Source organism: Apilactobacillus zhangqiuensis (assembly GCF_019656215.1).
Lineage (GTDB): Bacteria > Bacillota > Bacilli > Lactobacillales > Lactobacillaceae > Apilactobacillus > Apilactobacillus zhangqiuensis.
Map to the genome: position 1 here is coordinate 96772 of NZ_BPLK01000004.1, position 13898 is coordinate 110669.

1 protein-coding gene is annotated in these 13898 nt (G+C 42.8%); it reads right to left on the reverse strand.

From position 1 onward, the window contains the following. Nucleotides 1-25 precede the first annotated feature (25 nt). On the reverse strand, nucleotides 26-13831 hold the full coding sequence (locus tag K5Q07_RS04770; RefSeq protein ID WP_220729951.1) for a DUF5776 domain-containing protein: 13806 nt from the start codon (nucleotides 13829-13831) through the stop codon (nucleotides 26-28). Between the last annotated feature and the right edge of the window lie 67 nt (nucleotides 13832-13898).

Sequence of the window (13898 nt, forward strand, 5' to 3'; positions counted from 1 at the left end):
AACCAGTGACTCTTTTTATTAGCAATTATTTGATAACTGCTTTAACAAATGTCTTGTTAGAAGTAATGTATTCATTCTTACCAACGTATAGACGAGTAATACCGTGGAATTTAACCACTTTACGTACATGGAAGACTTCTCCTCTGTACAATCTTCTTACTGAATTACGCTTACTGAATGTCTTACCTGTATGGATCAATACTCCAGTAGGCTTGATTACACGATACTTCTTGAAGTGCTTCTTGTAGTAAGCATTTTGTACCATTTGGCTTGCAGTTACAACAGCACCATTACTCAAACGGTATCTTGGGATACGGTTCTTGTAGTACTTCACACCGACTACTCTGAATACAGTTGAATTGTATCTTGCTGAGTAAGCATATTCTCTGATTCGAGTATGACGAGTGAATTTGACATGGTTATGCGTAAAGATAGTACCTACGTTGTAGATGTATCTTGGCATATGTCTCTTCATTTCTCTCTTGTATGTTGCAACATAAGTGCGAGCATAACTTTCAGAATGATGAGTGTAGATGTTCTTAGGAATTGCGAAGCGTTCTAATGCTCTTCTAGTTCCGAACTTCTTACCATGTGCTCTTTGAATCTTGACTTCATGTTTCAAACCTTCCTTGAAGGTGTAGCTGTATAGCTTGTCCTTGTTTAGAAGATCCTTAGCAGAAAGCTTCTTGTTCTTCTTAAGAGTTCTCTTAGCAGCAGCGACACCCTTTAGGTAACCGTTGTAACCATTGACGAATGAAGCGTCCTTGGTCTTTAGAAGATCACGGTTGTCCTTAGTATCACCCTTAGCAGCTAGTTTCATACCATCTAAACCATCTTGAGCAAGCTTGTAACTTGCCTTGTAGTAATCGTTGGTTGACTTAGCGCCTCTCTTGTATAAAGCATCATAGAAACCAGACTTAGCTTCGTCATATTGTTGCTTGTATGCCTTAGCAACGGCTGGATCTGTGATTGTTGGCATCTTTCTGTTGTTCAAGAAGTCGCTAGGAGCTGAAGTATCAGTTGGGATACTTGCTTTACCCTTAGCATATCCGATACCAAATGCGATGTTGTAATATGCATCAGTTGAACCAGAATCAGTTGTCTTACTGTTGTAACCGTTGTAGAAACCACTTAGGATTCCAGCATAAGCGTCACGGTAAGCAACTGGGTCTGAACCATCTGGAACAGGGATTTGAGTTAGGTCAGCTGGTAATTGCTTGTTAGCCTTACCATCGGCAACGGCTTTATCAACAGCAGCTTGAGCAGTAGCTAGTCCCTTTTGGTAATCAGAATCTGTGCTACCAGTGTTTGGATGACCTTCAGCAACATCTTGTAGTGCTAGTAGGTATTGGCTAGCTCTTTGACGTCCAGTAACTGAAGCTGGCGTGTTTGAAGTTGCGTCCTTGTCGTCGACACCATGTAGCTTGTCTAGGAATGCGTTGTTAGCATCCTTGTAACCTTGTGATTGAGCCTTTTGAGCTGCACCATTTTGACCATTAGTTGCGTCTGGTTCGTTTGCGTTTGCAGCATCCGCACCAGCCTTAGCAACCTTTAGGCCATCTAGGTAAGCATCCTTGAAGGCATCACGGTAAGCGATTGACTTGTCGCCTAGGTTCTTAGCAATGTATGAATCGATGTCTTCAGGCTTGATGCTTCCATCAGTAGCAGCCTTATTGTATCCATCAACAGTACCGTTGAATCCATCCTTTTCAGATTGAGGAGCAGTTGCTTCTGGTTGCTTAGTTGAATCAGCCATAGCTTCTCCAACACCCTTAGCAGCATCAGCAGCACCCTTCAAACCAGTTAGATATGATGGGTCCTTTGCGATTGACTTGTTAGCATCGCTAACCTTACCACCGTTATTAACGGCATCATCATGACCCTTTTCAGCACGTTGTGCAGCTTCCTTAGCAACTTGACCTAGAGCAGTGTTAGTACCTTCGACAGATGGAACATCGTTAATGTTCTTACCACCTAGGTAAGCATTAACACCATCAGTTGCGGCTTTAGTAACAGCAGCCTTAGCCTTTTCATAGTATGCCTTGTAAGCTTGAGCATTAGCTGGGTCCATACCTGCAGCGGTTGGATCTTCTTTAGCATTACCGTTATTCTTCAAGTAGTCATTGATAGCGTTTTGAGTTGCTTGGTAAGCAACTGAACCCTTATCAATACCATTGTGATCCTTTAGTTCTGGATCCTTGTTTTGAAGAGCATCGTTGTAAGCCTTGTTTGCGCCAGTTCTTGCCTTTTCGTAAACGGCTTTTGCAAGAGGATTTGAGTCATATGATGAACCGTTGTCATTGGCATCAGTAGCACCATTAGTGGATGCAGTTTGAGCATATGCTAATGCGTTCTTGTATGCTGTAGCGTATACAGGATTCTTAGCAGCTAGTTGACTGTCAGTTAATGGTTGTTGACCATTCAATACAGCGTTGTATGCATCTTGAGTTGCGTGGTATACATTACCAGCATCTGTCTTAGCATTGTCACCAGTGTATTGAGCATCCTTAGAAGGATCGTTTGCCTGAGCGTCAGCTAGAGCGTTCTTAGCATTTTCTAGACCCTTGTTAAATGCCTTGTCTGCAGCTGTAGTTGCGTTTGGCTTAGCCAATGTCGCAGCGTTTGCAGTTGAGTTATTAGGGTTATTGTTGAACAATGCTTTGGCACCATCAGAAGCATTTTCCTTACCTTCAGCTAATGCCTTTTGGTAAGCAGCTTCATATACTGGGTTGTTATCAGAAGTTGCGTGATCTCCTGGCTTAGCGTTGTCCTTACCGGCAACATCGTTAAATGCGGCGGCAGCACCCTTAGCAGCTTCATCACCATTTACAGAACCTGTATTTGGATGTGATGCTACAGCATCTGGGTTAGTTTGAGCATCTTGATAACCATCATGAGCATCTTTGTAACCTTCTTGGTTAGCAACTGCATCTACTGACTTGTTGTTAGGATCAGTAACGTGGTTACCTTCCTTACCATCTGAAGCAAATGCTTTGGCACCATCTTGAGCAGCTTGAACAGCAGCATTTTGAACAGTAGCGTAAGCACCAGCGTAGATTTGAGCGTATGGCTTAAATGCAGCAGGTACATCAGCAGGACCATTAACAAGGTTCTTGCCATCTTTACCATCTGCTAATGCGGCCTTAGCGGCAGCAGCAGCGGCTTTAGCAGCACCTTGTACGTCTGGATCAGTTGATGTTTCACCAGCAGTAGGTTGAGCATTGTCACCGTTGTTTAGAACGTTGTCACGAGCAGCGGCAGCAGCCTTAGCCATATCAACACCCTTTTGGTAACTTGCATCTGGGTTGCTTGAGAAGTCACCAGATGGGTTACTCATAGCAGCTTGGTAACCAGCAGCAGCTTGGTTGTAACCATTGCTACGAGCATCCTTAACAGCAGCACTGTCATTATCTTGTGGGTAACTCTTATCATAACCCTTAGCAAAGTCTTCAACACCAGCATGTGCAGCAGCCTTAGCATCTGCATTAGCCTTGTCGTAAGCAGCCTTGTAAGCAGGACTTACGTTAGTTGGTTCGTTAGTAGCACCAGTCTTACCGTCAGCATAACCTGCCTTAGCACCAACGTATGCTTGAGCAGCAGTGTCATCGTTAGGAACGAACTTACCATCCTTGGTAGTACCGTGTTGGTCATCCTTGGTTGGGTCGTTTAACTTAGCATCCGCAATACCTTTAGCAGCCTTAGTAGCAGCATCATTGTAAGCAGCTTGTTCCTTAGGTGTGGCACCCTTGTAAGCATCTGAGTTTGCAGCAGTTGCAGCAGTACCACCGTTTGCAGCAGTATCTTGAGCCGCTTTATCTGCAGCAGCCTTGTACTTGTCGTATGCGGCATCGAATGTCTTATCGTATTGATCAGAAGGAGTAACACCTTGTGGAGTTGTGTAGTGACCGTTTACCTTTTCAGGTTTACCAGTACCGTCAGTTGCAGCATTGTATGCTTGTTGAGCAGCTTGGTAACCAGCAGCGGAAATACCAGCTGGTTGTGCTTCGTTGTTACCGAATGCTTCAGCACCCTTACCGAATGCATCACCAGCAGCTTCAATTGCTTGAATAAATGCAGCTCGCTTCAATGGATCGTTTGAATATTGAGCTTGAGCAGCTTGGTTAGCAGCGTTCTTCAAGTCGTCACCAGTCTTACCAGCATATAGATCAGGGTGATCTGTGTATTCAGATTGACCAGCATTAGCAGCAGGTTTGATTGCATCGTAAGCAGCCTTTTGAGCGTCTGAAGATAAGCTTGCCTTACCAACATCTGGAGTACCATTTACGGCATCTTCAGCAGCCTTTTGGATTGCGGCAGCATCGTCAACACCTTGCTTGTATGCAGGGTTGTTAGCTTGCTTAGTAGCATCAGCATGGTTTGCTAATCCGTCATTCAAACCAGCAAGAGCATCGCTTTGAGCCTTGTCGTAAGCAGCCTTATCAGCTGGGCTAGCTGGTTGTTGAGCCTTGTTACCATTACCAAAGTCAGTTAGTCCCTTAGCAGCAGCATCCTTAGCAGCCTTGTAAGCTTGAGCATAAGCCATTTGATCAGCAGGACTGAATTTACTTTGATCAGTTGGTTTGTCACCATTGGTATGGTTAATTGCATCGCTGTATGCATTAGATGCAGCACTGTATGCGTCATCCATATCTGACTTGTTGTCAGCATTGTTGTAACCAGTTGCGTTTGCTAGGTCGTTATCCTTGTTAGGTTGACCGTTAGCAACGTTTTGACTACCTTGAACAGCAGCGACAGCGTTTTGAACGTTTTGTGCTTGTTGCTTAGCAATTGCATAAATTGGTGAGTTACTCTTAGGATCATTTTGGTCTGAAGCAGGTGTTTGTGAACCATCCTTCATACCAGCTAATGCATCCTTGTAAGCTTGAGCTTGAGCAGGATTACTAAATGTTTGTGTAGCCTTGGTTGGGTCAGTAATTCCAGCAGCAAAGTCCTTAGCGGCAGCTTGGTATGCAGCTTGTAGTGCAGCACCAGCTTTAATACCAGCTTGTTCGTTTGCGTTTGAAGGATCTGAATTACCTGGCTTACCGCTTAATGCTTCGGCCATACCCTTGTTAGTATCATGCTTAGCAGCATCGTATACAGCAGCTAATGCTGGATCACTTGGACGAGCAGCAGCTGAACTTGGGTTAGCAATAGAATCTTGACCAGCCTTGTTAGCATCTACAGCATCTTCTAATGCCTTTTGGTAAGCAGCCTTGAAGTCTGGACTTTGTTTGTCAAAGTCAGCTGGACGGTCTGCCTTTGTAGCATTTCCGTTCTTAGCCTTAACCGCAGCCACGGCAGCAGCGTAACCCTTGTAGGCGTCAGCAGCTGGTTGGCTATTTGCAATATCAGAAGGAACGTTATTTACATCTGGAGTAGTTTGTGACTTAGCTTCATTAACACCTTTGTAGTCATCTTGTCCTTGAGCGTAAGCCTTTCGGTAAGCTGGAGTCTTTTGGGCTAGTGCATCACCACTCTTTGGTTTTTTACCATCACTTAGACCTTGTTCATAACCGTTGTTTGCATCAGTAACACCTTGAGCGTAACTCTTCTTAGCTGGGTCTGTGCTGTTTAGATCGGAAGCAACATCAGCATTTGACTTCTTACCGTTCAATGCATCGTTTGCACCACGAGCAGCTTCACCGGCTGCCTTAGCATCGTTAAATGCTTGTTGGTCAGCTGGGTCTGAATTAGTTGGTGTAACACTTGAATCATTATCCTTACCAGCGTTGTAACCCTTGATAGCATCGTTGTAAGCATTCATGTATGATTGCTTGTCTGGTACATCAGCAGTAACATTGTTGGCATCAGTAATGTTTTGTGGATCATTACCATTAGCAGAAGCGTTGGCTGTCTTGATAGCATCCATTGCATCTTTCTTAGCTCTTGCTTGTGAGTAAGCAACAACATATACAGGTGATTGTTTATCTGAATCTGATGGGTTATGACCATTAGCAGCATCATTTAGAGCCTTCAAAGCTTCTTGGTATACTGGGTCATTTGCATTGGCTGGGTTTGAAGACTTAGTTGGGTCGGTAATGCCTTTAGCATAATCCTTAACTGCAGCTTCGTACTTAGCCTTGTCGTTAGCACCAGCTTGTTGACCAGCTTTTTCGTTACCGTTATTAGTATCTGAAACTGGTTTGCCAGTTAATCCTTCTGCGTAACCCTTGCTTGCATCATTTCTAGCAGCATCGTATACAGCAGCTTGAGCTGGGTCACTTGGACGAGCAGCAGCTGAACTTGGGTTAGCAACAGAATCTTGACCAGCCTTGTTAGCATCTACAGCGTCTTGTAGAGCCTTTTGGTAAGCAGCCTTGAAGTCTGGACTTTGTGAGTCAAAGTCGCTTGGACGGTCAGCCTTAGTAGCATCGCCCTTAGCAGCCTTAACTGCAGCCACGGCAGCAGCGTAACCCTTGTAGGCGTCAGCAGCTTGTTTGTTATTCTTGATGTTATCTGGCACGTTGTTAACATCTGGAGTGGCTTGCGACTTAGCAGCATCAACACCTGCCTTGTCAGCTTGTCCTTGAGCGTATGCCTTTTGGTAAGCAGGAGTTTGCTTAGCTAAATCGTCGCTACTCATTGGTGTTGCGTCGTTTAGACCCTTTGCGTAACCGTTGTTAGCATCAGTAACACCTTGAGCGTATGCCTTCTTAGCTGGATCAGCGCTGTTTAGGTCAGAAGCAACATCATCGTTTGACTTCTTACCATTCAATGCATCGTTGGCACCACGAATAGCATCACCAGCAGTCTTACCAGCATTAAATGCATTTTGATCAGCTGGGTCGTTGTTAGTAGGTGTGTCAGATGTGTTGTCCTTACCAGCGTTGTAACCCTTGATAGCGTCGTTGTAAGCATTCATGTATGATTGCTTATCCTTAGCTGGGGTTTGAGCTAGTCTTGGATCATTTAAATCATTAATTGGTTGTGGGTCAGTACCCTTAGCAGCATCCTTAGCGATTTCTGCTTGAGCATCCTTTGAACCTAATGCTTGTGAGTTAGCAACTGTGTATACAGGTGACTTGTCATTAGCATCAGTGTTTCCCTTAGAAGCATCAACTAGAGCAGCAAGAGCTGATCTGTAGACAGGATCTGACTTCAATGATGGGTCAGTTGAAGCATTTGCTGGGTCAGTAATACCCTTAGCAAAGTCAGCTAAAGCATCATCATATTTTTGCTTGTCAGCAGCACCCTTTTGGTTACCTTGAGTTTCGCTAGCGTTATTGCCGTCTAATACTGGTTTACCAGTTAATCCTTCAGCATAACCCTTTTGAGCGTCATTTGCAGCAGCCTTGTAAACATCGGCTAATGCAGCAGGAACTGGGGCTTGAGTGTTTGTACTATCTGGAGTTAATTGTGAAGCAATACCTTGTTTAGCAGCTTGCTTAGCATCTTCTAACGCAGCGTTGTAAGCGTTGTTGTATGATGCAGGCTTGGTTGAATCATTGCTTTCAGGTAATGAATCTAAGTCCTTACCCTTGGCAGCCTTAACAGCGGCAATCGCTGCAGCAGCACCCTTAGCAGCATCTGAATTGTCAGAGTTACCGTTTTCAGCACTTTGGAAACCAGCCTTATCGTTAGCACCAGCAGCAGCACCAGTGTTGTATGCGTCTGTTGGGTTACCTGGAGCAGCGTTACCCTTCAATGCATCAACATAACCTTGCTTAGCATCGTTGTAACCCTTAGTAAAGTTAGGATCGCTTTGGTTGTTAGCCTTACCATCTGTAAATGCCTTAGCACCTTGAACCTTTAGTCCATCAGACTTTGCAGCGTTAAATGCAGCGGTACCAACAGCATCTTGACTGATACCAGCAGAAGTAGCAGTGGCAGTTGGGTCAGTGTTTTGGTATGCCTTAACAGCAGCAGCATATGCCTTGTCGTATACGTCCTTGTTGTTGGCGTTACCATCACTAGGAGTCAATTGGCTTCCAGTCTTTCCGGCCTTAACGTCAGCCTTAGCTTGAGCAATGGCAGCTTGAGTGTCATCGTAAGCTTTTTGTTCTGTTGGTAAGTCATCGTTACCAGTAGCAGTGTCAGGTTTCTTATCTGCAGCAGCACCATCAGTTAATGCTTTTGCGTAATTGTAACCTTCAACAGCTGCGGCTGGAGAAGTTGGAGCACCTTGACCCTTCATTGCAGCTTCGTAACCAGCTTTAGCGGAGTTGAAACCGTCTAATTGTTTACCAGTTAAACCTTGAGCAGCATTTTGATCTTCTGGGTTCTTAGCATTCTTAAGAGCGGCGATTCCTTGACCGTAAGCGAAACCATCTTTAGTTGCTTGATCAGCGTTAGCTGGAGCTTGGTCAGTTGGTTTAGCCTTTTCACCTTGCGCTTTTCCTTCATTAAAGTTGTTGTAGGCGTTAGTGTAGTCAGAATTCTTGTTAGTTGATGAAGCTTGTTTACCATTTTCAGCATCACTTACACCCTTGGTAATGTTGTAACCTTCTTTGTAAGCAGGTGTTTGGTTTACATCAGGTGTGTCAGCACTACCTGCTTGACTAGCAGCAGTCGCACCGGCAGCGGCGTCGTCCTTAACAGCTTGGTATGCTTTACCAGCAGCACTGTTTGGATCAGTTGGTTTGTTAGCAGTTGAACCATTCTTGTAATCAGCAAGTGCGTTGTTTACTACAGGTGTAGCAGCAGCAAGTGCCTTCTTGTATGCATCTTGGTAAGCTAATGGCATCTTAGTTAGGTCAGCATCTGAAATAGATGCTTTTTTACCGGCAGCAGTGTCATAAGCATCCTTAGTGGCATTGTAACCATCTTGTTCAGCTTGTGATGGAGCTGGAGTAGTTGGTAGTGATTGACCGTTGGTTGCTAGAGTAGCACCAGTTTGTGAGTCAGTCTTAGCTTGTTGACCAGCCTTGTATGCAGATGTTTGGTTTTCAGGAGCATTGTTGTTTGCTCCGTTAAAACCATCATTAGCTTGGTCGTATGCATTCTTGTATTCAGGATCACTGTTGTTAGGATTCTTTGTAGCACCGTTTAGAGCGTCGGCTGAACCCTTGGCAATGTTGTAACCCATCTTGTATGCAGGGGTTTGGTTTACATCAGGTGTGTCAGCACTACCTGCTTGACTAGCAGCAGTCGCACCAGCAGCAGCATCACTTTGAACCTTCTTGTAAGCCGCAGCATCTACACCATTACCTTGAGGCTTGTTAGCTGTTGTACCATTCTTGTAGTCAGCTTCTGCTTGAGCAACAGTGTTGTTTGCAGCAGCTTGAGCAGCTTTGTATGCGTCTTGGTATGGTAATGATTTTTGTGCTAATTGATCGTCTGTTAGCGGAGTTTGTTGACCACTTGCAGCAGCGTAAGCATCTTTAGTTGCTTGTAGACCATCTTTCTTAGCTTGTGAATCTTTATCAGTAGGTTGTGCGTTTGAATCACTCATTGCTGCTTGTTTACCAGTTTGTTCATCATTCTTGGCAGCTTGTCCGGCCTTGTATGCAGCAGAATTCTTTTCAGTATCTGAAGCTGGTTTGTTATTGAAACCATCTTTTGCATCATTGTAACCAGCAAGTGCTTGTGGATCTGATGGAGCAGATTGACCACTCAATGCAGCTTGTTTACCACCATCATATTTTGCTTGAATAGCATCATATTGTTGTTGGTATAGAGCTTGAGCTAATGGTGACATAGTGTTTAGAGGAGAATCAGATGGTGATTCCTTCTTACCACTTCTAACATCATTAACAATTTGGTTGTAAGCAGCTTGTCCAGCTTGGTAAGCTGATGGATCCAAGTTGTTTGGATTATTAGTGATACCTTTGGCAGCTTCAACGATAGCCTTTTGAGCATCTTTGTATTGTTGTTGAGCTTTATCGTAAACTTGTTGACCAGTTGGGTCAGTGTCAGCAGGTCTGTTAGTAGTATTACCAGCAACTGCATCATTAAGAGCTTGTTGTGCTGTGTTGTAACTAGCAGCATAGTTCTTCTTGTAAGCAGAATCTTGACTACCGTTTGCAACTGTAGCAGCTGCAGATGGACTTGCGTTTGCAATGTCGTTTGCGGCTTGTGAGTTAGCTAGGTAATCTTTGTATGCTTGTTGTAAACCTTGCATGAAGGCACTTGGATTAGATGCTTGCTTATATGCTGGTAACTGTTGAATCTTAGCTAAAAGATCAGGTGTTAGCGTAGTAGGAGCCTTGGTTGGGTCTGTAATTCCTAATTGTTGTAGCAATTGAGGAGTTGCAGCCTTGTAACCATTTACTACACTATCGTAAGCACCAGTATAGTCATTGTTCTTTTGGTATCTCAATGGATCTTTTGAGTTGGTACCATTTGTGGCATCAGCAATCGCATTATTTAGACCATCCGTCAAATCTTGACCTTTACCACTGTTAACTTGAACAGTTGCAGCTGGGTCTTGAGATAATGCACCGTTTGAGCCTGCTGAATAACCAACGATTGATGAACTGTAATCACTACCACCAGTAGTACTTGGCTTAGCAGTCATGTAGATACCATTAACACCATATCTCATGAAAATACCAACAGTGTTGATTCCACTAGCTTGAGAGGCCGGAATTGTGAAATTAATTGGAATTTGATCAACATTTGATGGTGATGTTGCTGAGTATACGTTGTTATCAACAATGTTTCCATTGTCATCCTTAGCAGGATTTGAATATTGAACATTCTTACCACTTGAATCAGTAGTTAAAAATGTGTTCATTCCTGAATCATTGTAGTTAGTAGTTGAATTCTTATCGATACCATATTGTAGGTAAACATTTTGCTTAGCATAGTCAGAGCCATCATAACCAGCTACCTTAGCAATACCGTTAACAGTAATTGAACCATCGCTGTTAGTCTTAGCACTGATTGGGTTAGCGAAGTATACAGATGGAATACTACTAATATCTAAGATTTGTCCACCAGCGTATGGTGTGTTATTTGTTGTCTTCAAGTATTGGTCAGTTGAAGTGTATTGACTTGCTGGGTTCATTTGGTAGTTGTAGTAAATCTTACCATTAACCTTACCAGTGTAGGCGTTAATAGTTCCGTTATTAACAAATGGGTTGGTGTTGGTTCCATCACTGTTTCTAGCTGAACCAGCATCTAGGATAACGTGACTATCACCAGAGTTATTGACAGTTAAATTACCGTAAACCAATGGGACACCAGCACCAGTACCATCAGAGATGGCTGAGATTAAGTTACCACGGTTAGCGACTTGAACAGTACCACCAGCTAGGTAAATTAATCCCCCACCTGATGTTGGTGTACTAGTACCATTCAAATTAGCAATCTTAGCTTGAATAGTACCACCATTTGTAACTAATACATTGGAACCAGTATTAACATACATTAAAGAATTAAATGTACCATTAATCTTACTTGGTTGGTTAGCTTCGATGTTAATACGACCACCATCAACACGAACTCCACCATTACTACCTACGAAAATACCACCAGCGGCACCATAGTCTGGATAAGTATTTGATCTATCTGGAATGATGTTCAAATTAGAGTTCTTATTAACAGTCAAACTACCATTTTGAATATCGACACCCATTGGACCTGAGTCGGCACCGTCATCACCACCAGTACCTTCACCTCTAGGAATTAATGTCATACTTGAATCTTCACCTAAAGTAAGGTTACCACCGCCGGAAATGTATACAACATTTGACCCAGCTTGAGAACCAACTGATCCAAAGTAGTGAGCACCCTTATCTAACACCATGTTGGCAATAGCTAGATTATTTTGGTTTCCTGATCCTTCGGCAGCTTGTCCCTTCATGAAAGGTGAATCGTAAACATCATCACGTTGGAAGACGTTCACATTACCATCAACAAAAACGTAATTACCCTTGGCTGACAAAATTTGTGAACCAATGTAATTAACATTCTTGTAGTAAATTGACCCACCATTAGATAGTGAGAATGGACCGTAATAGTTAGTTCCATAAAGAGTCTGGAAGTTTTGAACGTATAATTTAGTATTACTTGTTGTACCGGTACTAAACTTGTATTGTTGACCAGACATATCAGCGATATGGTTTTGACCATCAACCACATAAGTATTACCTTCAACAGCATTGACACCAACGTTATTTTCTTGTGAAGTTGAAACAGAATGTAAGTCAATATCATTAATCAATTTAATGGTAAAACCTTTATTTAGTAAGGAAGAATTGTTCATAATTCCATCAAATTGCTTACCATTAGATACGAACACAACATTTTGTGCAGCTTGATTTACAACATCATTGTAAGCAGCAATGTAGTTCTTGTCTTGTTTACTTGAGGCATCAATAGCAGAAATTGATTGAACAGAATTACCACCGTTGAATTGAGCAGCCATAGCTGCCTTCGCCCCTAAGTATCCTTGATCATATGGGTTGGTTGAATTTGTAGAAACATTTGGGTTATTTGCTAGATAGAAATCTTGGGTTTGACCCTTAGCATTTCCATCACCAATAACTCCTGTCCATTTACCTTTTTCGGCATCTACCATCCCTTGCTTAGCAAGAGCAGCAGTAGTTGCGTACTTGTAAACGTCAGATAACGCACCGTAGAATGCAGCATTATTGGTTTGAACATCTGATTGTGAAGCTACTTTAATATTAGCAGTACCAGATGACGCATTTTGACCATTAATCTTAACTGATGTGTTTTTGGCGTTATTAAACTTAAGGCCTAAGTCATTTTCATAGCTAATCACTGAGTTGTATGCATCATTTGGGTTATCAGCTCCACCCTTAGTTGCTTGGTAACTGTCATTGTTTGAACCGGTGTAAGCAGCGGCTGCTGAAGCGTTGTATGTAGCGCTTGAACCTTGACCCCAATTTGATTTGTTAATGTTTGGTTTAACTGCAGCTGTTGAACCATTACCAGAAGTATAGTTCGTGTTAGCTGTGTTGTTGTAGTAGTTGTAATCTTGAGTACCAGTACCATTACCTTGAGTAGCATTTGAGTATGCATTAATGGCAGCTTGGGCACCAGCATAAGCGGCACTATAGTATGCACTTTGATCAGTTGAATATGAAGCCATGTTGTTACCATTACTCATAACAACATCATTAATAGCAGCTGAAATTGCAGCTGAGTATTTAGCTTCGTATGATGATCCAGCTTGGTAGTTAGCATCTGAAGTGTTAGCATCACTAGCTGTACTACTATTCAAGGCAGCATAAAAACCGCTACTTGCTTGGCTGTATGCACTGTTGTATGTAGATTGGTTTACAGATCCTACGTTTGAAGCAGCTGAACTACCCTTTGCATAATCACTAATACCCGCACTTACTGCACTTGATGATGCAGCAACGCTGTTATCATGTGATTTTTGTGATGCAGCTACACTAGCAGCAATTGATGCAGCTGAGTATGCAGTATCGTAAGCATCTTGGTGATTTGCATAAGAAGCCTTTGACTTATTAGCGGTAAAATCACTTGATCCTGCATTAGATGCAGCGATACTTGCTGAAACAGAAGCGGTACTGTAAGCAGAATTATAATCATCTTGGTAGGATGATAGTGATGCTTTGGTTACTCCAGCAGTTCCATCAGAACTACCTTGATCTTGAGCAGCATCTTTTTGCTTTTGAGCTGCTGCACTTTGTGCGTCAGTTTCTTGTTGTGATTGAGATCCACCAGAATTTGAGGCACCATCACTGGAACCTTGTTTTTCTGTTGTACCCTTTTGTTGTTGGGTGGTTCCGTCAGAAGCGTGAGCAACTACTGCAGAAGTAGATGTCATGCCATAAGCGGATGCACCTAAAAGAGCTAAGGTAGCAATGGATACTACAACCCATTGTTTCTTAACTTTTTTCATGACTTTTTTGTCATTTACTTTATTAAATTCATTTTTATTGTATTGCAATATATCATCCCCTAATAAGCAATCAAAAATATTTTGTACCTTTCGTCTTAATTATGATACCACTCTT